The organism is Blautia stercoris, from assembly GCF_054657695.1.
Genome location: NZ_BAAHYF010000002.1, coordinates 446,230 through 471,903, shown reverse-complemented (window position 1 = coordinate 471,903; position 25,674 = coordinate 446,230). Strand labels below are relative to the sequence as shown.

The window sequence follows — 25,674 nt, the reverse complement described above, 5'->3', positions numbered from 1 at the left end:
TATATATAGTATAATACCAGAGCATCGTATTGTCAATATATATGTAAAAATTTTATATATACATTCTTTCCCAAACAAAAATACAGGATTCCAGCTCACTCATGAGCCAGAATCCCATACTCTTTCGGTAGTTTCATTTCTTTATGCTGATATAAAATTTTTTCTAATTCATAAATCGCAGGTGTCAGAAATTTATTTTTATGATACACCAGTTTAAATTTTCGGTTCCATTCCTGTTTTTCATCATAAAACACCCGAATTTTTTCATGCGCCAGCTCATGTGTTAAAAGACGAAGCGACATAACAGAAAGCACTTTATTCCAAATCACTGCATTGATAATCGTACGTGGACAATTTGCCTCCCACGTTACCTTGATTGAAATGTGATGCCGTTTCACATAGTCCTCAAAAAGCTGTCTTGTTCCGCTTCCCTGCTCACGCATTGCAAAGCACTGACCATTTAATTCTGAATTTGAAATTTGAATTTTTTCAAAAAATGGATGCCGGCTTCCGCATCCAAGTACCAGACAGTCCTCAATAATCGGAATCACAACCAAATCCGGCGACTGAATTTCTCCTTCCACGACTGCCGCATCGAGTTCAGATTTCAATAATTTCTCTTCAATTTCATGCGTATTGCTGACAAAAGAATACACCTCAAGCCCCGTCAGACTCTGTTCTAATTCTCCAATCAATGCCGGTGCAAGGCATGTTCCCACTGTCAGCGTTGTTCCAAGCCGAAATCGTTCGTTCTGTCCCTGATTGAGCATCAACTCATCTAACTGTTCAAACCGGCTCACCAAATCCCTTGCGTGAGAAAGCAATAATTTTCCCCTCTCTGTCAGATATAATTTCTTTCCAAACCGTTCAAATAATAACCCATGATAATGCTGTTCCATTTCACGAATTGCCTGACTGACGGTCGGCTGTGAAAGATAAAGATGTTTTGCCGCCGCACTCATCGTTCCATACTCTGCAACAGCCAAAAAAATCGTAAGGTATCGAATCGTCATTGTTTTTATCATTCCCTTTTATCTATAGGTAAAACCTATCATTTTTATAAAATAATATCATTTTTCAAATACATCAACAAGTGTTATATTATAGTTATTAAAACTGGTACATTGAATATTAAGCAGCTGCTATATTTACGCTGTACTGGTACATAAAAAGCTCAAGGAGGAATAAAATGTCAGCATTAACTGTCAGCAAAGAAGAAGAAAAACGTTTAAAAGGACTTGGCTTCTTAAATAACAAAGGAACCGATAACTTTTCTGCACGGGTTATCACTGTAAATGGAAAAATTTCCGCTGCTCAGGCTCAGTGTTTAACAGAAGCCGCAGAAAAATTCGGAAATGGAGTGCTTACCTTCACTACCCGCCAGACTGTAGAAATTCAGGGCATCCCTTATGATAAAGTAGAAGCATTTCAGGCTCATCTTGCAAAAGAAGGCTTAACCGTTGGCGGAACCGGTCCACGTGTTCGCCCAGTTGTATCCTGTAAAGGAACCACCTGCCATTATGGTCTGTTAGATTCTTTCGCAATTTCCGAGGAAATTCACAAACGTTTTTATGAGGGATATCATGAAGTAAAACTTCCTCATAAATTTAAAATTGCCGTTGGCGGATGTCCTAATAATTGTGTAAAACCAGATTTAAATGACCTTGGAATCATTGGTCAGAGAGTTCCAAACTTTGATAAAGCTCTTTGTAAAGGCTGTAAAAAATGTGCCATCGAAGCAGTATGTCCGTCCGGTGCCGCTAAAGTTGTTGACGGTGTCTTAAACATTGATAAAAAGGTCTGTATCCACTGTGGTCGCTGTGTTGGAAACTGCCATTTTGACAGCATTAAAGATGGTACTTACGGATTTAAAATTTACATTGGCGGACGCTGGGGAAAACAGATTTCACAGGGTCGTGCCTTAAATAAAGTCTTTACTTCCAAAGAAGAAGCAATGGATATCATTGAAAAGACCATCTTATTCTTCCGCGAAAACGGAAAACCGGGAGAACGTTTTGCACTGACAGTAGACCGTCTTGGATTTGAGAATGTAGAAAATGAAATTTTAAACGGAGACATCTTAAGCAGAAAAGAAGAAATTTTAAAACGTGAACTGTAAAAAATCCCCCGAGGTTGTTACCAAAAACAACCCAGGGGGATTTTTTATGCTAAATCTATTAATTTAATTATGCTAAGTATTCTTTTAATGTTGCTCTTACTGCACCAACACCTGCAATCTCTTTTACAAAGATTTCTTCAATCAGTTCGCCGATACCAGCTTTGTAGAGGTCAATTCCGAAGATGTTTTCATTAGAAAGAATGGATTTAAGCTGTCCGTTGTAGCTTTCCGGTTTGCCAAATTCGATTCCTTTTAATTCTGCTTTTAATTCATCCAGCATTGGGTCTGCGGAAAGTTCAAACGCTTCTCCATTGTCATCAAGACCAAGAAGATATCGGCACCATCCAGCGATTGCCAGCGGGATTGCTTTTAATTTCTTTGCATCTCCGTATTTTTCCACATAAGATTTGATAGTTTCTCCGTAACGGATTCCAACTTTCTGAGAAGTATCTGTTGCAATACGCTGTGGAGTATCAGGCATAAATGGATTCGGAATACGAGTGTTGATAACTTCGTCTACGAACTCTGCCGGAGAAAGGATGCCCGGGTCTGTAACAACCGGCATACCTTCTACAGGACCGATTTCATGAACCAGTTTGTTTAACTGTTCGTCTTTCATTTCGTCTGCAATTAAAGTATATCCTAATACACATCCGTAAGTAGCCAGTGCTGTATGCAGTGGATTTAAGCAGGTTGTAACTTTCATACGTTCTACTTTGTTTACAGTGTCACGGTCTGTCATGTAAACACCTGCTTTTTCAAGAGCCGGTCTGCCATTCGGGAAACGGTCTTCAATTACCAGATACTGCGGTCCTTCTGCATTTACAAATGGTGCAATATAAGTTCTCTTAGAAGTAATAACCGGTGCAATGTCTTCGATTCCAAGTTCCTCTAAAGATTTGCATACGGATTCTGCCGGTCTTGGTGTGATTTTATCAATCATAGACCATGGGAAAGATACCTGTGCTTCATCAGAGATGTAAGCCACGAATTCATCTTCTACGAATCCTTTTTTGTTCCATTCTTCTGCCATTGTAAGAATAGAATTTCTCAGCTTTTCTCCATTGTGAGAGCAGTTATCCATAGAAACAACAGCTAACGGAGCTTTTCCTGCTTTGAAACGTTCATGAAGCAATGCGCATACAACAGCCATTGCAGAACCTGCTTTTTCCGGACCATTGTCGATATCGCTCTGGATGAATGGGAAATAAGTTCCATCTGCGCCTTTTAATGCATAACCTTTTTCTGTGATAGTAAAGGAAATCATCTGAAGGTCTTTATTCTGGAAGATTTCTTTTAAACGATTCCACTCAGCCTCTACATTAGACTGTGCTTTGATTGCCTCTGTTAAAGAAGCGATTACTTTTTTATCTGTACTTCCGTCTGCTTTTAAGGTAACACCCAGAACCAGATTGTCATAAGGAGCGTAGATTTTGTCCACTACATCGAAGTCAAATGTCTCTACGCAGGTAATACCTTTGTCCATAGCTCCGTTGGAAATTAAAGTATCTGCGATTCCACCAATGAAGATACGGAAAATATTTCCGATTCCGAAATGTACCCAAGCTGGGGATTTCTTTGTTTCTTCTTTTACTTTTTCAATATCATAGGATGGAAGCACAACGCCTGCTGCTTCCCAGCTTTTCTTATCTTTAATACCGTCTAATGTCAGCTTCATCTTCATTTTCACCTTTCTATTCTTATTTACTATAATTATTTATTTGCGCTTTTTGCTTCTTTTTCGATTGCTTCCCATAATCCGCAAAGGTAAGCTGCACCAAGTGCTCTGTCATACAGACCGTATCCTGGCATTGCTTTTTCGCCCCAAATCATTCTTCCATGGTCTGGACGGATTGGTCCTTCAAATCCTGTTTCATATAAAGCTTTCATAACTGCATGCATGTCAAATGTTCCGTCAGAGCTTAAATGAGCACTTTCTTCAAAATCTCTCATTCCATCATTGAAACGAAGGTTTCTGATGTGCGCGAAATGAATTCTTCCTTTTAACATCTTAACAGTTGCAACTAAATCGTTGTTTAAGTTTGTTCCATAAGAACCCATGCAGAATGTAACACCGTTGTGTTTATTTGGCACCATTTCAATCAGACGTTTTAATTTTGCCTGAGAAGAAATGATACGTGGAAGTCCAAATACGCTCCATGATGGGTCATCTGGATGAATTGCCATGTTGATGTCGTATTTGTCACAAACCGGCATGATTGCTTCCAGGAAGTATTTCAGGTTTTCAAACAGTTTTTCTTCATCAATATCTTTGTAAAGTTCAAACAACTCTTTTACTTTTTCCATACGTTCCGGTTCCCAACCCGGCATTACAGTTCCGTTCATATTGTTTTTGATAGCGTCGAACATTTTTTCAGGATCCATGCTGTCGATTACATCCTGATTATATGCAAGAACGGTTGTTCCATCTTCTCTCATACGGTCAAGTTCTGTTCTTGTCCAGTCAAATACCGGCATGAAGTTGTAACATACCATGTGAATATCTGCTTTACCAAGGTTCTCTAATGTTTTGATGTATGCTTCGATGTCTTTGTCTCTGTCCGGACCGCCGGTTTTGATTGCATCACTTACGTTAACACTTTCGATACCTGCGAGGAAAAGTCCTGCATCTTCAACATCTTTTTTCAGTGCAAGGATTTCATCTAATTCCCATACCTCTCCCGGCATTTTGTTATACAGTGTGGAAATAATTCCTTTTACATAACAGCTCTGACGAATCTGCTGTAATGTAACTGTATCATACTCTTTTCCATACCAACGCATTGTCATTTCCATAATAAACATTCTCCTTATCATTTTGATTTTTTATTTTATGTTTTCAGTTTATGTGTATCTTTTTCTCGTATACTAGTATGGTAGTATAAACTCAAAATTTTTTCAATTCACATTTTCACTATATATTTTTTTATTTTTCTGTGTATTTTGTACAAGTTTTTTTATTTTCAGTTTAAACCATTGACTTTAAGTCTCGATTTTCAGTATACTAGTATGTAAGCTGTTAAAAGGATAACAAACTCTAATTTTCATCTGGTAAAAAACAGTTTCATAGCGTATAATTAGAAATTAGGGTATCATTTCTACTATTAGCAAAGAGAGGGTATTTTATATGATAATACTTAACAGAAATTCTTCTGAAACAGCAAGATCCTATGCCATGCGGGTTCTTTTATATAACATTATCCACGTTGAACTTCAGCCCGGAAGTGCAGTCAGTGAAAATGAACTTTCTTCTGCCCTTTCCCTTTCAAGAACCCCGATTCGTGAAGCTTTAATCGAATTAAACCGTATTGGACTTGTCGAAATTCTTCCACAAAGAGGAAGTTATATTTCTAAAATTAATTATGCAATTGTCGAAGAATCCCGTTTTGTACGTCTTGTTATGGAAACAGCAGTTATCAAACTTGCCTGTGAGTCTATTACAGATGACTACCTGCTTGCACTGAAACAAAACATTGAACAGCAGAAAGCCTGCCAGACTACCAAAGACGGAGACCGTTTTCTTGAAATCGACAATGAATTTCATCGTCTTATTTTTGAATGTGCAGGCAAAATGTGGTCCTATCATTTTGTAGAAGAACAGATGGTTCACTTTGACCGGCTTCGTGCACTTGCAGCAAAATCCGGATATGCGAAATCAACGATTCCGGATCACGAAGATATTTTATATGCATTAAAACGAAAAGATGCTGAAATGGCAGAAATTTTTATGACCCGACATTTGACCCGATATCAGACAGAAAAAACGGAAATTATGAAACAATATCCGGAATATTTCACGAAATAAAAAACAGAGGTGTATCGTTTTTAAGCAATACACCTCTGTTTTATTTTTTATCTATTAAGTTTTTAGCACATCAACAATAATCAAGATATGACGCAGTATGATTTCTTCATATTATTTCATAATTGGTTCTAACGCTTTAGCTAATTTCTCCTTCTCAGCCTCTGCTTCTTCCAGATTCTTTCCAAGTGTTGTGTAATAAATCTTAATCTTCGGTTCTGTTCCGGATGGACGAACAACAACAGTTTCACCGTTATCCAGTTTGTAAATTAAAACATTTGCAGATGGAAGTCCTGTTTCTTCCGGTTTTGTATAGTCTGTTACTTTGACAATCTGATGTCCGGCAATTTCTGTCAGTGGTTTGTCACGAAGTCCCTGCATTAATGCAGACATCTTGTCCATTCCACTCAAGCCCGGGAATTCAAAACTGTCTACTTTATTTAAGTAACGACCATACTGTGCGTAGATTTCTTCCATTCTCTGTTTTAAGGAACTTCCGATACTTCTGTAGTATGCAGCCATTTCACAAATCAGCATAGAACCGATTACAGCATCTTTATCACGTACATACGGTCCTGCAAGATATCCATAACTCTCTTCAAATCCAAAGATAAAGCGGTCTACTTCACCAGCTTCTTCAAGCTGTGCAATCTGGTCACCAATCCATTTAAATCCTGTCAGTACGCTTCTGAGTTCTACTCCGTAATGCTCTGCTACTGCATCCGCAAGTGGTGTGGAAACGATAGATTTTACTGCTACCGGATTCTTCGGCATTGTGCCTTTTTCGATACGACCTGCGCAGATATAGTCTAAAAGCAGTACACCAACTTCATTTCCTGTTACCAGTTCATAGGAGCCATCCGGGCATTTCATTGCAATACCAACACGGTCTGCATCCGGGTCAGTTGCAAGCATTAAGTCTGCACCTGTTTCTTTTGCCAGATTTAATCCTAATTCCAGAGCCGCAAAAATTTCCGGATTCGGATAACTGCAGGTTGTGAAGTATCCATTTGGATATTCCTGTTCCGGAACGATTGTGATATCTGTAATTCCGATATCTTTTAATACCTGAGTAACCGGCACAAGACCGGAACCGTTTAATGGGCTGTAAACCAGTTTAAGACCTGCTGTTTTGCAAAGACCCGGACGAACCTGACGAGATTCGATTGCTTCATAAAGCGCTTTTTTGCAGTCATCTCCTACAAAACGAATCAGTCCTTCTTCCACACCTTCTGCAAAGGACATATATTTGGCACCTGTTAATACATCTGTTTTCTGAATCTCTTCATATACAATTGCAGCTGCGTCATCTGTCATCTGGCATCCGTCCGGACCATAAGCTTTATATCCGTTATATTTTGCCGGGTTGTGAGAAGCGGTTACCATAATACCTGCGTTACATTCATAGTAACGTGTTGCAAAGGAAAGTGCCGGTACCGGCATTAAAGCGTCATAAATTCTGACTTTAATTCCATTTGCAGCCAGTACACCTGCTGCATTTTTTGCAAATACGTCACTCTTTAAACGACTGTCATAACTGATTGCCACAGTCTGATTTCCGCCCTGTGTTTTTACCCAGTTTGCAAGACCCTGTGTTGCCTGACGTACCACATAAATGTTCATGCGGTTTGTTCCTGCTCCAAGTACACCACGAAGTCCTGCAGTTCCAAATTTTAATGCTACAGCAAAACGGTCTTTGATTTCTTCATCGATTCCTTTAATTTTTGATAATTCCGGATTCAAATCCGCATCTTCAAGGTCTGCTGCCAGCCAGCGTTCATATTCTTCTTGATACATTTTTAACCACTCCTACTATTCTATTTTTTATGTATGTATAAAACGTAACTATACTATACCATATTTTTGGTAAAACCGCAATAAAACCAGAGGACTTTGCACCTATTTTTGTGCTCTTTTTTCGACAAAATATACAATGATTATTGGCTTTCTATTTTTTCTCACACTTTTAAGTTCTCCCAAAAAGCCCTTAAAGCCCCTAAAAACCATTGACTATTTCTTATATTTATGGTATTTTTTTGCTATAAGATACTATGTAGGATGTTGAATATATTAAAGATTCCAAAAGTGCATCTAGTAAAAAAGGAGGGTTTTTATCATGAAAATTGGATTTGGAAGTGACCATGCTGCGATTAGCTTGAAAAACTGCCTGCTCGAGCATCTAAGAGAACGAGGATTTGAGTGTGTCGATTATGGCGCATACAGTCCGGAGGAAAAGGTGGATTATCCTGTTCCCGGACGAACGGTAGCCGAAGCAATCCGCCGTGGAGACATTGATAAGGGGGTACTTGTATGCGGAACGGGTGTAGGTATTTCTCTTGCCGCTAACAAAGTCCCTGGAATTCGTGCCGGAGTCTGCAGTGAACCTTATACTGCAAAAATGATTGCGGAACATAACAATTGTCAGATTGTTGCAATGGGTGCACGCGTTGTTGGTGAGGAACTCGCCAAAATGATTTGCGATGCATTCTTTGACTCTGAATTTCTTGGTGGCCGTCATGAAAGACGAGTTGGACTAATCAGCAAAATTGAAGAAGATTATGGATATTCTGATGCTGAAATCAAATAGAATGAGGTGATAACTATGCAAAGAAATAATATTTTAGCTCCATCTATTCTATCTGCTAATTTCAATCATCTCGGAGAAGATATTAATTGTGTAATACAAGCCGGGGCACAGTATCTTCATATCGACGTAATGGATGGAATGTTTGTTCCAAGCATTTCTTTCGGGATGCCCGTTATCCGCTCCATTCGAAAAGAACATGACTGCTTTTTTGACGTTCATTTAATGGTTCAAAATCCAGAGCGTTACATCGAAGAATTTGCCAAATGTGGTGCGGACAGTATTACCATTCATGCTGAGTCCTGTACTCATCTTCACAGTGCCATACAGCAAATCAAAAAACACAATATTCGTGCTGCTGTCGCATTAAATCCTGCAACACCACTTAATGTCTTAGACTATATTTTAAATGACCTTGATATGGTGCTTCTCATGACAGTTAATCCTGGTTTTGGAGGGCAGACCTATATTCCTGAAACGACCGAAAAAATACAAACTCTTCGCAATCGGATTTTAAGTACCGGAAAAGAAATTGATATTCAGGTTGATGGCGGTGTAAATGATTCTACAATTCATACTGTACTGGAAGCCGGAGCAAATATTCTGGTTGCAGGCTCTGCTGTTTTTAAGGGAAACGCAGAAGAAAACGTAACACATTATCTTAACATCTTAAACCAATATCAAACTTACTGATGTTATTTATTCTTGTATGGCTTTTACTCTGAACAAAACGGACATTCGCAATCCACTTTGCTACTTGCTCATGAACACAGAGAAAATTAAAAATTCTGCCATACAAAACAGAAAGGAGACTTATGGAAACCATGATTTATCTCGCACCAATCGTTGGTGTCCTTGCCCTGCTTTTTGCTTTTACACTCTCAAACAATATCAAAAAGCAGGATGCAGGAAATCAGAGAATGCAGGAAATCGCTTCTTACATTCATGAAGGCGCACAGGCCTTTTTAATGGCAGAGTACCGTATTCTCATTATCTTCGTTGCACTTTTATTCTTTATTTTAGGCTTTGCTTTAAAAAGCTGGAGTACTGCCTGTGCCTTTCTTTTAGGTGCACTGTTCTCTTCTGCTGCCGGTTATTTCGGCATGCAGGTTGCCACAAAAGCAAACGTCCGCACTGCCGGAGCCGCAAAAGAATCCGGTATGCCAAAAGCATTATCCATCGCATTTTCCGGTGGTTCTGTTATGGGAATGTGCGTGACCGGACTCGGTCTGATTGGTGTCAGCATTGTCTACTTAATTACAAAAGATACCGGTGTCATTTCCGGATTTGGGCTTGGCGCTTCTTCCATCGCTTTATTTGCCCGTGTAGGTGGAGGAATTTACACCAAAGCTGCGGATGTTGGAGCTGACCTTGTTGGTAAAGTAGAAGCCGGTATTCCGGAAGATGACCCTCGTAACCCTGCTGTTATCGCTGATAATGTTGGTGATAACGTCGGTGACGTTGCCGGTATGGGGGCTGACCTTTTTGAATCTTATGTCGGCTCTCTTGTATCTGCAATTACTCTTGGTGTCATCTACTTCAAAGAACCGGGTGCCGTATTCCCGCTTGCACTTGCTGCATTTGGAATCCTTGCATCGATCGCCGGTACTTTCTTTGTAAAAGCCAGCAAAAATGCAGACCCAGGAAAAGCATTAAAAGCCGGAACTTATGGTTCCAGTGCCGTTGTATTAGTTCTTTCACTTGTACTAAGTAAGGTATTCTTTGGTGATATGAAAGCAGCACTCGCTATCATCAGTGGTCTGATTGTCGGACTGTTAATCGGTATTATGACAGAATATTATACTTCCGGCGATTATAAACCGGTTCAGAGAATTGCAGCCCAGTCAGAAACCGGTTCTGCTACCACAATCATCAGTGGTCTTTCTGTTGGTATGCGTTCCACTATGCTTCCACTGTTTTTTATCGCAATTGGTATTTTATGTTCCTATCATTTCTGTGGACTGTACGGAATTGCTCTTTCCGCAGTCGGTATGCTTTCCACAGCCGGAATCACAATCGCAATTGACGCTTATGGTCCAATCGCTGATAATGCCGGTGGTATCGCAGAAATGTCCGGATTAGAAGATTCTGTTCGTAATATTACAGACAAACTTGACTCTGTCGGAAATACAACCGCAGCTATGGGAAAAGGATTCGCTATCGGCTCTGCTGCCCTGACTGCCCTTGCCTTATTTGTTTCTTATTCAGAAGCAGTCGGACTGGAATCCATTGATATCTTAAATCCACAGGTTATCGTCGGACTCTTCCTTGGAGGCATGCTTCCATTTTTATTCTCTGCTATGACTATGGATTCTGTTTCCAAAGCAGCAAACAAAATGATTGAAGAAGTTCGCCGTCAGTTTAAAACCATTCCTGGTATCATGGAAGGAAAAGGCAAACCGGATTATTCTTCCTGTGTGGAAATTTCTACTCAGGCTGCCTTAAAAGAAATGATGCTTCCGGGTCTGATGGCAGTTGCTGCTCCTCTTTTATGTGGAGTCATTCTTGGTTCTTCTGCACTTGGCGGACTGCTTGCCGGTGCTCTTGTAACCGGTGTTTTAATGGCAATCTTCATGGCAAACTCCGGTGGTGCATGGGATAATGCCAAAAAATACATCGAAGATGGACACCATGGCGGAAAAGGAAGTCCGGCTCATAAAGCAGCTGTTGTCGGTGATACTGTCGGCGATCCATTTAAGGATACTTCAGGACCATCTATCAACATCCTGATTAAACTTATGACAATTGTTGCTGTTGTATTTACTCCATTATTCTTATAATCTGATGTAAGTCTATATTGAAAAAGGATATCCCAAGGCGACAAGGGATATCCTTTTATTGTGTTTTATTTTACTGTGTTTTGTCTTCTTATTTTTTACCTGCATTTAAAAAATAAGTTGCTTCTACAGACTGATGCAGACCCTCTTTCTGGCGATTTTCAATCATTTGATACACTCGTTCATGTGCTTCATACAATTCTTCTTTCCTTCCGGACTCTAACATTCCCTTTACTGATTCGTATCTCGTAGAATATGTGAGAACGCGCGTAATCGCGTTTATTTTAGAAATCATAGAGTTATGTCCCATATCTGTGATTGCATCGTGAAACTCGTTATCTGCCTCAAATACAGCATCTACATCCGGATGTTCTACCATAATTGTTTCTCTTAAATGAATCATTCTTTCTTTCAGCTGTGCAATCTCTTCTTCACTGCATTTTTCAACAGCAAGACGCATCACACCTGTCTCTACCATTGCTCTTAATTCATGCAGTTCTTGCTCATTTTGCTGATTCAAGATAATTCCATAAATCATTGGGTCAATCAGGCTTTCTGAGAATCCATTACATACAAAAGTTCCTTCTGCTCTTTTAATTTCTAATACCCCAATATAAACCAGAATCTTTATTGCTTCACGTATGGAGTTGCGTGCCACTCCCAGCTGCTCCGACAGCTCCATTTCTGTAGGAATCTTATCTCCCGGTTTTAATTCCCCACTCAGCATCGCCTGTGTAAGACGGTCAATTACACGCTGTACAACCGATGACCGGTTAATTTTTTTTAAGTATTCAGGCATCGCTCATACTCCTTTCCTCGTTTTTGTGTAACATTGGATGTTGTTCATTCTATTATACCTGTTACAGTTCGATAAAACAACTAATTTATTCGTGATGTAAACCAAAATTTTTGATATTCATATCAGACTTTAATCGGATAATAGGATAATAAAACCGGTCAGTCAGATTAATCGGATTTTCTGACTGACCGGTTTTGGGAATGAATGCAATGGCAAGTTGCATCAATGGACTTTTATTATTTCTATGATTTTTTCAATTTATTTTAGTAGGAATGAATGAGAATGTTCAATGGATTCATGGCATTAATCCATGTGAGAACCTCCGTTAATATCAATTTCTTCTCCAGTAATATAAGAAGCTTCTTTAGAAGCAAGGAATACGATTGCATTTGCAACTTCCTGTGTTTCTCCAGGACGTCCCATAGGAATTCCTGCAATTACAGCGTCAGCCTGTTCCTTTGGTAAGGATTTCCAGATTTCTGTATTAATCAGACCTGGGCATACACAGTTTGTTGTAATACCATATTCAGAAACTTCACGTGCAAGGTTTTTAGAAAATCCAAGAACTGCTGCTTTGGATGCTGAGTAATGAGCTCCGCCGAAGATTCCACCTCCACGTTTTCCTGATACACTTGATAAATGAACAATACGACCGTATTTCTGTTTTTTCATTACTTCACATACTGCCTGAGTGATTAAAAACAGACCAAACATATTTACGTTAAAGATACGTTTGATATCCTCTAAAGTCATATCAGCAACTGTAACTTTCTGGGAAATTCCGGCATTGTTAACTAAAACATCAATACGACCATATTTATCAACAATTTTATTAACCAGTTCTTTTACTGCTTCCGGGTCAGTTAAGTTTGCCGCAAATCCTGCTGCTTCGATTCCCATTTCCTGCATTTCTTTTACGTTTGCGTCAAGACCTTCCTGATTGATATCACAAATAACTACTTTTGCTCCCTGCTTTCCAAATGTATGAGCAATTGTACGTCCAATTCCTTTTGGAGAACCTGCACCTGTTACAACAACTACCTGATTTGTAAAATCTAACATATTAATTTCCTCCTTGTCTTTTTGGGACTTTCTTATTTTTTTTGCAGGGAAATGCATTTTTTACATTTCCCTGTCTCATATTTATAAGGGTGATTTATGAGCTTTTTTATCAGTTTATACTGATGATGTGAGTATCAAAGGTAAATTTTGTCACTCACCGATGTAATGGATTACTGCATCTTTTCTGCTGTTTCTACAATATTTTCTACTGTGATTCCATTGATTGCCAGCAGTCTTTCATAAGGAGCAGACTGACCAAACTGATCCTGAATACCAATACGTTTTACAATTCCTTTTCCAAGCTCTGCTGCAACTTCACATACTGCTGATCCTAAACCATTCATAATATTATGGTCTTCTACTGTAATAATTTTTCCAATTTCATTTACGCAGGCAGTTACTGCTTCTACATCTAATGGCTTAATTGTATGCATATCCAGTACTCTTACAGAAATTCCTTTTTCCTCTAACAGATTTGCTGCTTCAATTGCCAGACGAACAGTATCACCATTTGCGATAATTGCTACATCTTTACCATCCTGAATCTGATGTGCTTTTCCGATTACCAGTTCTACGCTTTCATCATAAATCTGAGGAATCGCATCGCGGGTGAATCGAAGATACATAGGACCGTCTGTCTCTGCTGCTGCACGTGTCAGTTTTTTTGCTGAAACATAATCCGCCGGCATCATAACAGTCATATTTGGAATAGAACGAAGCACGCCCATATCTTCAATTGCCTGATGAGATGCACCATCATTTGCCGGTGTAACTCCACCATGTGAGCACGCAATTTTTACATTTAAGTTTGTATAGCAGATTTCCTGACGAATCATCTCACACATACGAAGAGAACCAAATACTGCATAAGTTACGACAAACGGAATTTTTCCGCAAGTTGCAAGACCTGCTGCCACACCTGCTGCGTTCTGCTCTGCGATTCCTACGTTCACATACTGATTTTTGTCTTCATGATATTCTGCAGACAATTCTTTACGAAATGCTCCTGTTTTACAGCTTTTTCCGATATCTGCATCTACAATCATAATTTCCGGATTTTCAAGACCGAGTTTTAATATTTCTTCCCCAAAACCATCACGGGTTGCAATCTTTTTTAATTCTTCACTCATTTTTCTATCCTCCTGAATCTATCTTAACTAAATCTCGTTTACTGAAGTTTACGGAATCAGCTGTGCATTTAATTCTTCAAATGCCTGGTCACGCTCTTCTTTATTTGGTGCAGTTCCATGCCATGAGCAGGAATTTTCCATGTAAGAAACACCTTTTCCTTTAATTGTGTGTGCATAGATACATTTTGGTTTTCCGTTTTTGGAAGCATAGCATTTATCAAGGGTTGCGCAAATCTCTTCCATGTCATGTCCGTCAATTTCTAACACTTCCCAGCCAAAACTCTTAAATTTTTCACCCAAATCTCCATTCGGCATTACCTGGTCACAAGTACCATCAATCTGAAGGTTATTAAAATCAACGAATACAATCAGATTATCCAGTTCATATTTATGTGCTGTATTTGCAGCCTCCCAGATTTCACCCTCCTGAGTTTCTCCATCTCCTACCACACAAAATACTTTATAATCTTTTTTGTTGATTTTTCCTGCAAGTGCCATACCGGCTGCACAGGCAAGTCCCTGTCCAAGAGAACCTGTTGAGATGTCAATACCCGGGCATTTATTCATAGAAGGATGTCCCTGAAGCATAGACCCTTCTTTACGAAGCGTATCCAATACATCTTCCGGAAAATATCCCAGTGTCGCAAGGCAGGCATACTGAATCGGGCATACATGACCTTTTGAAAGAACCATTCGGTCACGGTCTTCCCAGCCTGGATTTTTCGGGTCAATATTCATATACTTAAAGTAACATGCAGTTACAAAATCTGCTGCTGATAATGAGCCACCTGGATGTCCAGATTTTGCTTTATAAATCATGTCAACAACTTTCATCCTCATTTGAGTTGCAGTGTTTTTTAATTCTTTCATAGATACATCTTTCATTACTTTCACCTCATTTTAAAATTGTTATGTTGATAGTTCAACGTAGGATGTTTATATTGTTTTTATATGACTGGACTGACTCTTCCACTTGTCAAGCCCAATCATATCTGTTACCTTATTTTGTTTTTCGTCAAGGAGACTTCCTTGATTTGGTTAAACAAACATCAGCGAAATTGCCGGTATGTAAGTTACAAGTAATAATACAATTAACATTGCTATCAGACAGGAGATAACACCTTTTGAAATATCTTCTATCGATATCTTTCCGATTCCACAGGCGACATACAGGTTTACACCAACCGGAGGAGTAAACAGACCAATTGCAAGATTTACAATCATAACCACGCCAAGATGAATTGGATTAATTCCAAGCTCAATTGCTACCGGAGCAAAGAGTGGTGTAAAAATATATAATGCTGATGTAGAATCTAAGAAACATCCTGCAATCAGAAGTACAATATTTACAATGATAAAGAAGATTATCCAGTTTCCACCGGTTATTGATAACATCACATCTTTAATTGCCAGGTCTATTCTTGCACGGGTTAATACATAAGCAAACAGTGATGCGCCCATTGTAATAAACATAACGGTTGCTGTTGTTGAACAGGAATCTACCATAATATCAATCATTTTTTTCACATCGATTTCACGATAAATGAAAATTCCGACAAACAATCCATAAAATACAGAGACAGCTGCTGCTTCTGTCGGTGTAAAGATACCACCGTAAATTCCACCAAGAATGATAACCGGCATCATCAGTCCGAAGAAGGCATCTTTAAATGCTTTTAAACGCTCTTCTTTAGAAGCCCTTGGAGACACCTTTAAATCACATTTTCTTCCGAGAATTAAAGCTACTATAATCAAGCCTGCTCCCATTGCAAGACCGGGAACCATACCTGCTTTAAATAAATCTGTAATAGATGCGTCAGCAATTGAGCCATATACTACAAATGTGATAGATGGCGGAATGACTACACCAATTGCTCCACCCGCTGCCATAAGTGCACAGGAAAATGCTGCCGGATATCCTGCTTTCACTAATGCCGGAATCATAATCAATCCCAACGCTGCTACCGTTGCCGGACCAGAACCGGAAATTGCTGCAAAGAAGCAGGATACAACTACACAGACAATTGCCATTCCACCTTTAATATGTCCAAGACATTTCTCAGCCAGATTAATCAACCGTCCTGAAATACCGGCTTTTTCCATAACATTACCTGAAATGATAAAAAACGGAATCGCTAATAATACGAATTTACTGCTTGAAGCGGAACAAATTCGAGGTAATACTGACATTACCGCTACCAGTGGTTTTCCAGCTCCCTGTACTAAAATTGCAGCCACACTTGACATTCCCAGACAGACCGCAATCGGTGCGCCAAATGCCAGCAGGAGGACAAATACTCCAAGTAAAACAATACCAACCATTTCTTTTTATTCCTCCTTTGTTCTTGCTGTTTCTACTGCTACACTTAAAAATGCAATCATTGCAAACGCTGCACCAATTGGTACAAACAATCCGTAAATCCACTCCGGCCACTGCATTGTCGCTGTTTCCTGACCTAAGGAATACTGACTCATTACCATCTCCACCCCGAAGATGATAATTAACAGACAGAAGATTGCTGCGATTATGTACATCAATACCTGTACTTTCTTTGCTACTGACGGTGAAAGTTTATCCGTTACAATTGTAAGCCCTAAATGAGCTTTTTTTCTGGCTGCAATCGCAGTTCCCATAAAACTCATTAAAACAAACAGATAACAGGACATCTCATCTGCAACTGCAAGTGGACTGTTAAAAACAAATCGTGCAATTACATTTGCAAATACCAGAACCGCCATCACTGATACACAGGCACAAGCAACAAACTTTTCAAATTTCTCTATAAATTTCACGCTCCATGCCTCCTATTTCTTCTTGAATTTCACACCATCTGTGCTGATGCCAAATGCCTCACAGGCTTCTTTTCCATACTCTGCTTTTAACTGATTCATGGAATTTTCAATCAGTTCTTTAAACGGAACAAGTTGTCCTTCTGATAAATATTCCACCTGCATTCCATCTTTGATAAATTCACTGATGATTTCTTTTTCTTCGGTTTCAATTGTTTCATTTCCCCAGTCACAGGCATCTTTAATACATTCCCGTAACAGTTTCTGTGTATTTTTATCCATGCTGTCCCAGACTTTCGTATTACAGATAATCAGGTCACAGTCATAAGCGTAATTCCATACCGTCATATATTTCTGCACTTCATACATTTTTGCTGATTTGGTAATCGGAGCTCCATTCTCCTGACCATCAATCGTTCCCTGCTGAATTGCGGTAAATACTTCTGACCAGCTCATGGCTGTCGGACTTGCACCGATTGCTTCCCAGAATTCCATATAAATTTTAGAACCTGGAATACGGATTTTTAAACCTTTTAAATCTTTTGGTTCTTTTACCGAATGTTTACTGTTTGTCAACTGACGAAATCCATTATGAAATGCTCCCAGATAAGTCAGCTTCTTGTTTGCCAACCGCTTTTCATAATAATCTCCACCAGTTGTATTGATAATCTCTTTTGCTTCATCATAATCAGCAAATGTCCACGGCATTGTTGCTATGTTTAATTTTGGATCAATTGCTGATAATGTACTGGTCGCATAAGCTGCTAAATCTGTTGCCCCCGCACAGACATATTCGATTCCTTTTGTAGCATTTCCCCCTGCCAGCGTATCATTTGGAAATACATCAATTGTAATATTCCCTCCAGATTTCTTAGAAACCAATTCTGCCAAATACTGACCAACCTTAGTATCAATCTGAGTATCCGTTCCGTTTACTGCGAATGATAAATTTAACTTCGGATATTCAACCTTTGTTTCCTTGGTCGTCTTTGCATATACAGCCGTTGTGAAACTTGTTGTGAACACTGCTGCTGCTGTTAGTCCTGCAAGTATTCGTTTAAATTGCTTCAACCACCATACCTCCTTTTTTGTTAATACCTTCTCCGTTATGTCCAATGTAGAATGTTCTCCATTGATTTCATGACTTAATCATACCACATTTCACGAAAATGTCAATATAATCAAATTTTTAACAATGCTTTTCGGCATAATACCTAAAATTCATTTCTCATTTTTGCGCATTATAACCTATGTATAACATCCTACATTGCGTTATATCTTTATTCATTAAAAAAATTCTTTGAAAGAGGTCTCTTCTTCGAGAAATTCTTCACAAATCTTCTTTCTTATATTATTATGTTAATCCAATCATCATATTGATTCACCATGGCATCTCTGCCATGGCAAATCTCTTTTTGTTTTTTACGTTCTAATTTGCTATCTTAATGCACCATCGGAACCAAAGTTATATTTCTTTCCATCAATAGTCTGCCATCCGGTTCTCATTGCTCCGTCATTTGCTCCGCCAAAGTAATATTTCTTTCCTCCAATGGTCTGCCATCCGGTCTTCATTGCTCCGTCATTTGCTCCGCCAAGATAATATTTCTTTCCTCCAATGGTCTGCCATCCGGTCTTCATTGCTCCATCATTTGCTCTTCCAAGATAGTACCATTTGTTATAAATTTTCTGCCAACCGTTCTTCATCGCTCCATCATTTGCATGTCCGAGCCAATAATATTTGCCATAGACCTTTTGCCATCCGGTCTTCATCGCTCCATCATTGGAGTGTCCTAACCAGTAATACTTACCATATACTTTCTGCCAACAGGTTCTCATCGCTCCATCACTTGCCAACCAGTAATATTTACCATAAACTTTCTGCCAGTAAGTTTTCATCACACCGTCATTACCAAACCAGTAGTAGGAGTCATAGATATAATTCCAGTACCGAGCCATATCTCCATATTCATCAAAATAATGAGCTTGATCATAAATATCCCAATACCAGTAATTTTTCAGTGGCACTCCCGAATCATCTAAGACATAAGTATGATTAACTCCATCTATTTCAATTTCAAGCATTTCATAAGACATGTATTCCGATGGAACTTCAAGCCCTTCAATCGGGAATCCTTCATCATTATCATAGTCTCCCTCTTTCATAAAATAATGATAGCTGTCTTCTCCTGTCATTCCATCTGACCATACAAGATAGTACCCTCCTTCTGGAATTCCTGCCGTTCGATCATTATAATCTGCACGAAGATAATATCTTAAAGGAATCTCTCCGAATTCATATTCATATCTGAGCCCTACCATGTATGTTCCGGTGTCCAGCGTATCCGGCACTGCATTCGGCTCATCACTATTATAACATCTCCAGCGCCTGTCATTTGCTGTATAAACCCATTTGCTTTCAAGCTTATTCTTCGTATGTGCATTATCATAGTTACGATAGATTACTTTTTGAATTTCTCCACTGTAAAAATTGGTTACAATTTCCTGTGTCCACTCATCGCCTTGCAACACTTCACCGGTCGACATTTCATCGGACCAGCCAGCCTCCACAGCGGCGGCTGCCACCGGTGCAGGTACAACCGAAGTGACCCCCAATCCAAGTGCTAAAGCAACTGCCAATCCCCCTAATCTTTTTCTCTTCATAACGTTTCCTCCTCTCGGATTATTAGTACTTATATTGTACTATATTCTTTGAGGTTTTCCAACGTTTTTTCTGAAAATTTCTTAAAGCTTTTTTATTTTAACAATTATTTTCATTAATCTTTTTTTCTGTCGCACGAATCCGAATATAATAACTAATGCAAAGTAACAAAGTCGCTCCACTCCAGGCAGCAATCTCGGCAAAAAAGATTCCATTTTGACCGATAAAAATCGGAAGAATCAAGGCAGCACCAATTCGCATCAAGAATTCCGCAAATCCACTTAACATTGGAAGCAAGGTATCTCCAAGCCCCTGGAGTGCCGAACGATACACGTATAAAAAATATAACACCCACAGCATCGCCGCCATAATAGAAAGATAATGAAATGCAATCTCAAGTACCGCTTCGATCTGGTGTTGCTCTCCGGAGAGGAACAAGGATAAGATTGGTTTTCCAAATAGAAACATTGCAATGGAAATCACGATGGAAGTCGCAAGCGAAATCAAAAGACTGACCCGAACTCCACTTTTAATTCGATCAAATTGCTTTGCTCCTAAGTTTTGTCCGACATAAGTTACGATTGCATAACCATAAGAAATTGCTGCCATCTCAAGCAAGCCATACAACTTATTAGTCGCAGTAAATCCGGCGACAAACAAGAAACCATAGCCATTTATTACATACTGAACAACCAAGCCTCCCACTCCGATAATAATATTTTGAAAAACTACCGGAATTCCCAGTTTCAGTAAATTTAAATCCAGTTTTGTCTCATGCTTAAAATCCGATTTTGCTAACTGTACCAGCTTAATCTGCTTTAAAATTACAAAACAATAGATTGCAGAAAACAGCTGTGCAATAATTGTTGCGATTGCTGCTCCGGCAATTCCCCAGCCAAACACAGCAACAAACAATAAATCCAGTACAATGTTGATAATCGATGCAATCAGCATTGCCGTCAATGGTGCTTTACTGTTTCCAATTGCCCGCAGCTCACAGGCAAGCATGTTATATGCCGTCGTAAATGGAATTCCACAAAAGATAATCCGCAGATAAAGCAGCGCCATTCCAATGATGTTTTGCGGGGTATGCAGTCCGGTCAATGCCGCTGAAGCCAACAGCTGGCTCAAAGCAAAAACCAAAACGGCAGTAATCGCAGTCAAACGATAACTATGCGCAATTACTTTTCTTAAAGCGACTCCATTGCCTGCACCGTAATGCTGAGAAATCAAGATCGAAAATCCCTGCGTAATTCCTGTTGAAATGCCTGTCACAATCCACATTAAAAAATCAACTGAGCCAAGCGCTGCCAAAGCCTCTACACCTGCAACCTGACCGACAATCATAGTATCTACCATAGTATAAAGCTGCTGGCAAATGTTTCCAAGCATTAACGGAAGCGCAAAAAAGAAGATTAACTTTGCGGCATTTCCCGAAGTCATATTTTGCGTCTGTGCCTTCATAACATCTCATAAATCCTTTCAAAAAATACGTTTTTTATCCTTTCAGATATTAACTCTATTCTACCATATTGCCCTGTAAAACGGAAGAAAAGGGACTGAAATTCAGTCCCTTTTTTTATGTGTTTTTTTCTCCGGAAGCACCAACATTGCAAGCGCTGCTAATACGATAATTAACCCTGTAATGGAAAGCACAGTTGGGATTTCTCCAAAAAAGCAAATACCAAATACCATTGCCGCAACCGGTTCACATGAGCACAAAATGGATGCCTTACCTGCATCCATATGGTCCAGTGCCACTGTGTAAAATGCATATGGAGCCACCGCAACACATAAAGAATGCACCAACATAAACCCCGAATGCGGTAACGGATTTTGCATAATATACTGCGCCACATCGCCCCATTTTGCAAACGGAAGCAGGATTACTGCAATTGAAAGGATACTATAAAAAGTAATCGTAAGCGCCGGATACCCACGTCTCATCCCAACTTTAGAAAAGATGCTGTACATTGCATAAAAAATGGCGCCGACACTTCCGACTAAAATTCCAATCCAACTCCAATGCATGCTCTCATTTGTTTCAAAAATCCCACTTGTCAACACGCAGCCACAAATTGCTAAAAAAATACTTAATACTTTTCTTTGCGTAATCGCTTCATGAAAGAGAAAAAATGCAACAATCATGACCACAATCGGAGAGAGTGCAAGCAGCACCGCTGCAAGCGAAAGCGACAACTCATTGATAGCAAAATTGTAACATACATTCACACCAAGTGACCCAAGAAGCCCTGCTCCAATAAAAATCCAGCAATCTTTTAAATGAATTTTAAAATACTCCGGATACGAATACGCAAGCCAGATTCCAAGCAACAGTACTGCAACAATCAATCTCGAAGCCACAATTGTGGTGTTATTCATATTTCCGCTCAATTTGCGCACAAAAATCCCGGCAGAACCAAAACAGATTCCGGTAATAATTGGCATAAAACCATATAATTTTTTCATTTTTTACCAACTTTACTCTCATTAACAATACTTTTTCAGAATTTCATGCATCTTCTCAAACTGCTCTTCCATCTCTTTTACCAGGCGAAACTGTGTTCTTGCGCGCACCAGATTGTGCTCCGGATATGACGTTTTAAAGTATACATCGCCCTGAAGGAAATCCGCAAGAAAACGCATTCCACACTCTAAAGTCATCAATCTGGCTCCCCATGGAAGGCTCTCAATTTCTGCCGGAGTCAGCACATCTTTTGCCATCTCCAGATATCCCTTCACATAGATTTCATAAAGGTTGATATCAAAGTGTACTTTGTCCAAATCTTTTTCATCTTCTTCTGCGGTAGAGGCGCCAAAACGAATGGAATCGCCAAAATCGTTACACGCAAGCCCCGGCATAATCGTATCCAAATCAATGATACATAAGCCCTGATCCGTATCTTTATCAAACAAAATGTTATTCAATTTTGTATCATTATGTGTCACACGAAGGGGTAAGACTCCCTTTTCTAACTGCTCCATCAAAACATTACAATCGGATTTACGAGAAAGCACAAATTCAATCTCCGGATGGCATAATCTGGCGCGATTTTTCACATCTTTTCGCTGCGCATCTTCAAAATCACGAAAACGCTTTGCAGTGTCATGAAACTGCGGAATCGTCTCATAAAGACTGTCTGCCGGGTAATCTCCCAGTTGCTTTAAGAAATGTCCAAAACTAAGCGCAGATTGATAAAACTGCTCCGGACGCTCCACCTGCTGATAGCACACGGAATTCGGCACATAATGCAGACAACGCCATGGCTGTCCCTTCTCATCCTCAAAATAAGTATCGCCACTCTTTGTCTTAATATAAGATAAGGATTCTCTGTCTAAATCGCCACCGTCCTGACGAATAATATTACGTAAATATTCCGTCACTCCAAAGATATTTTCCATCACCTGATCCGGATTTTTAAAGACGTTAATGTTAATTCGCTGCAATACAAAGAGCGGCACATCATTTCCATTTTCATCCGGCAAATAGACTGCATAAGTCTCATTAATATGACCTTCTCCAAATGGCTTTACATAGCTACAGCAATCGCCAAACCCAAACGCATAAATCGCATCTTCCAGACTTCGGCTATCTGCGCCTTCGATGGTTCTTCTGGTAGAGAAAATCACTTCTCCTGCTTCCACTTTTCTGCCCGGTTCAATCACACAATGTGCTTTTACTACGCTGCCAAGACCAACATGTGCACCTTCCTCTACAATCGAATCATGGTCTACCACTGCACCGCTGTTAATAAGTGCTGCCATTTTGATTGTTGTATTCATATTTACCACTGCTCTTTGCATAATAAAACAGCCCGGCTCTAAGCGAACACTCGGACTGACGATTGCAGATGGATGTACGATTGCCGGTACTTCATACTCCTCTTCAAGCAATTTTTGCGTCCAAAATAAACGCGTCTTGTTATTTCCAAAAGCTGCTACCGCTACTGAATAATCTCTATGATACAGATGATAATCGCAGCATCTGCCAATCACATCATCATCCTTTGCTGTATCATCTAAAAATAAGACTTCCTCATAACCAAGTGCCAGTGCGGTTTCTTTTATCATTCTTCCAAAACCGCCTGCACCAAGAATTAATAAACTTTTCATTTTCTTCTTTCCTTCTTTTTTATCTTGAGAGCGTACGCTCCGATTTGTATTCTGTAAAATTTATAAGCACAAACCTATTTTATCATCTGCTTCGCTTTCTTTTCAATAATACTTATTGAAAAAAGCCTTGAATTTGCCCAGGAATTTCTTTTTGTTCGAACTTATTCTGCAAATACTTCTTCCAAAGTCTGATATTTAAATACCGGGAAATCGTTCTCATCATAATGTACTTTCATTACCATAGCATGGCGGTTCGGATCGTACAACGGATCTCCCACAATTTCATCGTAAGGTCTTGCATGGTAAATACACAGGTCTGTCACTCCATCTTCTGCTTTTACAAATGAGTTATGACCAGGTCCAAAGACGCCTGCTTCTCTGTCTGTCTTTAATACCGGATGACGTAGTTTTTTCCAGCATGCAGGGTCTAATAAATCTGCATGCTCGTCAATGTAAAGCATACCCATGCAATAACATTCTCCGGTTGCACTTGCAGAGAATGTCAGATAAATTTTTCCATTATGTTTTAAGATTGCCGGTCCTTCATTTACCCAGAAATCAATTCGTTCCCAGTCATAATCCGGTGTTGTTAAAAGTACCTGAACGGTAGCCAATTTGTTCGGGGCTTCCATTTTTGCAATGTACAGGTTTGAGATTTGCTTTCCAACACCTGTTTTTTCAGCCCAAATATAGTAATATTCCCCTTTATGTTCAAATACCGTTGCATCCAATGAAAACGCATGGAAAGAGAATTCATCTTCATCTGCTGCCTGCATCATTCCAAGTTCTTCCCATTCATCTTTCATCGGATCCTGTCCTTTACAATGAAGTACGTAAGGGCGAATCTCCCAGATATCATCTTTGTCTCCTGCTGCATAATATATGTACCATCCACCATCTACATAATGAATTTCCGGAGCCCAGATATGAATACTCTGCGGACCTTCTTCATGTTTTACCCAAAGCGTTCTTTCTTCTGCTTCTGCCAGTCCTTTTACTGTATCTGCTGAGCGTAAAACTACTTTGTCATAAGACGGAACAGATGCAGTAAAGTAATAAGTTCCCTCTTTACTCTTATAGACATAAGGGTCTGCTCTTTGTAAAATCAACGGCTGATTATATTTGGTTTCTTTATAATCATCTTTATTCATTCTCTTTTTTCTCCTCATTTTTATTTTTTTCTGGCAAACTTATTTTATTCTTCTGCCTCAACCCATTCTACGGTATATTCTTTTCCGATTTGTTCTCCTACATTTTTCACATATCCTTCAATCAGGCTTTTCGCCCGTTCTTTTGCCTGATTTAAAAGATTTCCGTTCTCCTTTGCAGTTTCTTCCATGTGATTTTGCGCCTCTGCAAGTGCCTCGGTTTTTTCTTCTTTTGTGATTTTAGTCATAAATCCGGTATCGGTAAGAGGCTCTCCCATAGAATCCTCGTCTAAATCCACACTCAAAATCTCAGCATCCGGAATGGTCACCTTTACCACGTCGTCTTTGCTTGGTTTGGAAACAGACACCTTGCTGACATCTACCCCAAGTTCTACAATTCCACTGTACTCAGTCCGGATTTTTTTATATCCTGTTCCAAGCCATTTAAACAATCCGCTGGCTTCTGTCTCTGATTTTGCTACATTGTGATAATAGCATTTTAAAGTTGCCAGTTCACAGACGGATTGAATTGCTGAAAAATCAGCCTCTTTTTTTCCTCTTTCTTATCTGCACACCCGGTAAGACACAGCATACTGATTACTAAAAGACAAAGTATTTTTTTCGTTTCATTTTATTTTCTCCATTTTTTATCACACTTTACCACTGAATCGAATACCCTTCATGTTCAAGA

General features: G+C 39.4%; 22 protein-coding genes. 5 read left to right on the top strand and 17 right to left on the bottom strand.

From position 1 onward, the window contains the following. Nucleotides 1–95: 95 nt before the first annotated feature. A complete protein-coding gene (locus tag ACYQ2D_RS11955) occupies nt 96–1,025 on the bottom strand; it encodes a LysR family transcriptional regulator (RefSeq protein WP_372554899.1) in 930 nt (309 codons plus the stop codon). Between the two features lie 164 nt (nt 1,026–1,189). Here ACYQ2D_RS11955 and ACYQ2D_RS11950 point away from each other — a divergent pair, with 164 nt between their 5' ends. Then, nucleotides 1,190–2,119: a 4Fe-4S dicluster domain-containing protein gene (locus tag ACYQ2D_RS11950; RefSeq protein ID WP_117456534.1), complete on the top strand. Its 930-nt coding sequence runs from the start codon at nt 1,190–1,192 to the stop codon at nt 2,117–2,119. Nucleotides 2,120–2,186: 67 nt separating this feature from the next. Here the strand turns inward: ACYQ2D_RS11950 and ACYQ2D_RS11945 are convergent, their stop codons facing one another. Both ACYQ2D_RS11945 and uxuA read right to left on the bottom strand, forming a co-directional pair. After that, a complete protein-coding gene (locus ACYQ2D_RS11945) occupies nt 2,187–3,797 on the bottom strand; it encodes a mannitol dehydrogenase family protein (protein WP_117456533.1) in 1,611 nt (536 codons plus the stop codon). A 35-nt stretch (nt 3,798–3,832) separates the two neighbouring features. Next, complete coding sequence (gene uxuA / locus ACYQ2D_RS11940; protein WP_459785566.1) at nt 3,833–4,915, bottom strand: mannonate dehydratase; 1,083 nt, start codon at nt 4,913–4,915, stop codon at nt 3,833–3,835. Nucleotides 4,916–5,246: 331 nt separating this feature from the next. Here uxuA and ACYQ2D_RS11935 point away from each other — a divergent pair, with 331 nt between their 5' ends. Further along, the gene (locus ACYQ2D_RS11935) at nt 5,247–5,924 is read left to right on the top strand and encodes a GntR family transcriptional regulator (protein WP_117456531.1); all 678 of its coding nucleotides are present in this window, start codon (nt 5,247–5,249) and stop codon (nt 5,922–5,924) included. A gap of 111 nt (nt 5,925–6,035) precedes the next feature. On the opposite strand, the gene ACYQ2D_RS11930 is transcribed toward ACYQ2D_RS11935, so the two are convergent. Continuing rightward, complete coding sequence (locus ACYQ2D_RS11930) at nt 6,036–7,718, bottom strand: phospho-sugar mutase (RefSeq protein WP_022302708.1); 1,683 nt, start codon at nt 7,716–7,718, stop codon at nt 6,036–6,038. A gap of 319 nt (nt 7,719–8,037) precedes the next feature. Between ACYQ2D_RS11930 and rpiB the strand changes: the two genes are divergently transcribed. The 3 genes from rpiB (at nt 8,038) to ACYQ2D_RS11915 (ending at nt 11,285) form a co-directional block, all read left to right on the top strand. Then, nucleotides 8,038–8,508, top strand: a complete 471-nt coding sequence (gene rpiB / locus ACYQ2D_RS11925) for a ribose 5-phosphate isomerase B (RefSeq protein ID WP_459785565.1) — start codon at nt 8,038–8,040, stop codon at nt 8,506–8,508. Between the two features lie 15 nt (nt 8,509–8,523). After that, nucleotides 8,524–9,198 (top strand): ribulose-phosphate 3-epimerase, encoded by a 675-nt coding sequence (gene rpe, locus ACYQ2D_RS11920; RefSeq protein ID WP_459785564.1) that lies wholly within the window; start codon nt 8,524–8,526, stop codon nt 9,196–9,198. 122 nt (nt 9,199–9,320) lie between these two features. Next, nucleotides 9,321–11,285, top strand: coding sequence for a sodium-translocating pyrophosphatase (locus ACYQ2D_RS11915; protein WP_459785562.1), 1,965 nt, complete (start codon nt 9,321–9,323; stop codon nt 11,283–11,285). An 88-nt stretch (nt 11,286–11,373) separates the two neighbouring features. Here the strand turns inward: ACYQ2D_RS11915 and ACYQ2D_RS11910 are convergent, their stop codons facing one another. The 13 genes from ACYQ2D_RS11910 to ACYQ2D_RS11850 form a co-directional block, all read right to left on the bottom strand. Continuing rightward, nucleotides 11,374–12,081, bottom strand: coding sequence for a FadR/GntR family transcriptional regulator (locus tag ACYQ2D_RS11910; RefSeq protein ID WP_459785560.1), 708 nt, complete (start codon nt 12,079–12,081; stop codon nt 11,374–11,376). Between the two features lie 303 nt (nt 12,082–12,384). Beyond that, complete coding sequence (locus ACYQ2D_RS11905) at nt 12,385–13,143, bottom strand: SDR family NAD(P)-dependent oxidoreductase (RefSeq protein WP_459785559.1); 759 nt, start codon at nt 13,141–13,143, stop codon at nt 12,385–12,387. Nucleotides 13,144–13,313: 170 nt separating this feature from the next. Next, nucleotides 13,314–14,273 (bottom strand): transketolase family protein, encoded by a 960-nt coding sequence (locus ACYQ2D_RS11900; protein WP_444147512.1) that lies wholly within the window; start codon nt 14,271–14,273, stop codon nt 13,314–13,316. A gap of 48 nt (nt 14,274–14,321) precedes the next feature. Then, nucleotides 14,322–15,158 (bottom strand): transketolase, encoded by an 837-nt coding sequence (locus ACYQ2D_RS11895; RefSeq protein WP_459785558.1) that lies wholly within the window; start codon nt 15,156–15,158, stop codon nt 14,322–14,324. Nucleotides 15,159–15,311: 153 nt separating this feature from the next. Continuing rightward, nucleotides 15,312–16,595, bottom strand: coding sequence for a TRAP transporter large permease (locus ACYQ2D_RS11890; RefSeq protein WP_459785556.1), 1,284 nt, complete (start codon nt 16,593–16,595; stop codon nt 15,312–15,314). 6 nt (nt 16,596–16,601) lie between these two features. Beyond that, a complete protein-coding gene (locus ACYQ2D_RS11885) occupies nt 16,602–17,066 on the bottom strand; it encodes a TRAP transporter small permease (RefSeq protein WP_459785554.1) in 465 nt (154 codons plus the stop codon). Nucleotides 17,067–17,078: 12 nt separating this feature from the next. Continuing rightward, complete coding sequence (locus tag ACYQ2D_RS11880; protein WP_459785553.1) at nt 17,079–18,134, bottom strand: DctP family TRAP transporter solute-binding subunit; 1,056 nt, start codon at nt 18,132–18,134, stop codon at nt 17,079–17,081. Nucleotides 18,135–18,500: 366 nt separating this feature from the next. Next, nucleotides 18,501–19,724 carry an N-acetylmuramoyl-L-alanine amidase family protein gene (locus ACYQ2D_RS11875; protein ID WP_459785552.1) on the bottom strand — a complete coding sequence of 408 codons (1,224 nt, stop codon included), beginning with the start codon at nt 19,722–19,724 and terminating at the stop codon, nt 18,501–18,503. 97 nt (nt 19,725–19,821) lie between these two features. After that, the gene (locus ACYQ2D_RS11870) at nt 19,822–21,186 is read right to left on the bottom strand and encodes an MATE family efflux transporter (RefSeq protein WP_459785551.1); all 1,365 of its coding nucleotides are present in this window, start codon (nt 21,184–21,186) and stop codon (nt 19,822–19,824) included. Nucleotides 21,187–21,288: 102 nt separating this feature from the next. Next, on the bottom strand, nt 21,289–22,191 hold the full coding sequence (locus ACYQ2D_RS11865; protein ID WP_459785550.1) for a DMT family transporter: 903 nt from the start codon (nt 22,189–22,191) through the stop codon (nt 21,289–21,291). A gap of 21 nt (nt 22,192–22,212) precedes the next feature. Continuing rightward, entirely contained in the window at nt 22,213–23,835 is a 1,623-nt protein-coding gene (locus ACYQ2D_RS11860) for a phosphotransferase (RefSeq protein ID WP_459785549.1), read from the bottom strand. Nucleotides 23,836–23,996: 161 nt separating this feature from the next. Next, nucleotides 23,997–24,986, bottom strand: coding sequence for a glycoside hydrolase family 43 protein (locus ACYQ2D_RS11855; protein ID WP_459785547.1), 990 nt, complete (start codon nt 24,984–24,986; stop codon nt 23,997–23,999). Between the two features lie 44 nt (nt 24,987–25,030). Next, nucleotides 25,031–25,513: a DUF4230 domain-containing protein gene (locus ACYQ2D_RS11850; RefSeq protein ID WP_187559033.1), complete on the bottom strand. Its 483-nt coding sequence runs from the start codon at nt 25,511–25,513 to the stop codon at nt 25,031–25,033. Nucleotides 25,514–25,674 lie beyond the last annotated feature (161 nt).

What these genes read in the sequence shown, in the direction of transcription:
- ACYQ2D_RS11955 (WP_372554899.1), bottom strand. Translation starts at nt 1,025, where the DNA reads ATGATAAAAACAATGACGATTCGATACCTTACGATTTTTTTGGCTGTT.
- ACYQ2D_RS11950 (WP_117456534.1), top strand. Translation starts at nt 1,190, where the DNA reads ATGTCAGCATTAACTGTCAGCAAAGAAGAAGAAAAACGTTTAAAAGGA.
- ACYQ2D_RS11945 (WP_117456533.1), bottom strand. Translation starts at nt 3,797, where the DNA reads ATGAAGCTGACATTAGACGGTATTAAAGATAAGAAAAGCTGGGAAGCA.
- uxuA (WP_459785566.1), bottom strand. Translation starts at nt 4,915, where the DNA reads ATGGAAATGACAATGCGTTGGTATGGAAAAGAGTATGATACAGTTACA.
- ACYQ2D_RS11935 (WP_117456531.1), top strand. Translation starts at nt 5,247, where the DNA reads ATGATAATACTTAACAGAAATTCTTCTGAAACAGCAAGATCCTATGCC.
- ACYQ2D_RS11930 (WP_022302708.1), bottom strand. Translation starts at nt 7,718, where the DNA reads ATGTATCAAGAAGAATATGAACGCTGGCTGGCAGCAGACCTTGAAGAT.
- rpiB (WP_459785565.1), top strand. Translation starts at nt 8,038, where the DNA reads ATGAAAATTGGATTTGGAAGTGACCATGCTGCGATTAGCTTGAAAAAC.
- rpe (WP_459785564.1), top strand. Translation starts at nt 8,524, where the DNA reads ATGCAAAGAAATAATATTTTAGCTCCATCTATTCTATCTGCTAATTTC.
- ACYQ2D_RS11915 (WP_459785562.1), top strand. Translation starts at nt 9,321, where the DNA reads ATGGAAACCATGATTTATCTCGCACCAATCGTTGGTGTCCTTGCCCTG.
- ACYQ2D_RS11910 (WP_459785560.1), bottom strand. Translation starts at nt 12,081, where the DNA reads ATGCCTGAATACTTAAAAAAAATTAACCGGTCATCGGTTGTACAGCGT.
- ACYQ2D_RS11905 (WP_459785559.1), bottom strand. Translation starts at nt 13,143, where the DNA reads ATGTTAGATTTTACAAATCAGGTAGTTGTTGTAACAGGTGCAGGTTCT.
- ACYQ2D_RS11900 (WP_444147512.1), bottom strand. Translation starts at nt 14,273, where the DNA reads ATGAGTGAAGAATTAAAAAAGATTGCAACCCGTGATGGTTTTGGGGAA.
- ACYQ2D_RS11895 (WP_459785558.1), bottom strand. Translation starts at nt 15,158, where the DNA reads ATGAAAGATGTATCTATGAAAGAATTAAAAAACACTGCAACTCAAATG.
- ACYQ2D_RS11890 (WP_459785556.1), bottom strand. Translation starts at nt 16,595, where the DNA reads ATGGTTGGTATTGTTTTACTTGGAGTATTTGTCCTCCTGCTGGCATTT.
- ACYQ2D_RS11875 (WP_459785552.1), bottom strand. Translation starts at nt 19,724, where the DNA reads ATGAAGAGAAAAAGATTAGGGGGATTGGCAGTTGCTTTAGCACTTGGA.
- ACYQ2D_RS11870 (WP_459785551.1), bottom strand. Translation starts at nt 21,186, where the DNA reads ATGAAGGCACAGACGCAAAATATGACTTCGGGAAATGCCGCAAAGTTA.
- ACYQ2D_RS11865 (WP_459785550.1), bottom strand. Translation starts at nt 22,191, where the DNA reads ATGAAAAAATTATATGGTTTTATGCCAATTATTACCGGAATCTGTTTT.
- ACYQ2D_RS11860 (WP_459785549.1), bottom strand. Translation starts at nt 23,835, where the DNA reads ATGAAAAGTTTATTAATTCTTGGTGCAGGCGGTTTTGGAAGAATGATA.
- ACYQ2D_RS11855 (WP_459785547.1), bottom strand. Translation starts at nt 24,986, where the DNA reads ATGAATAAAGATGATTATAAAGAAACCAAATATAATCAGCCGTTGATT.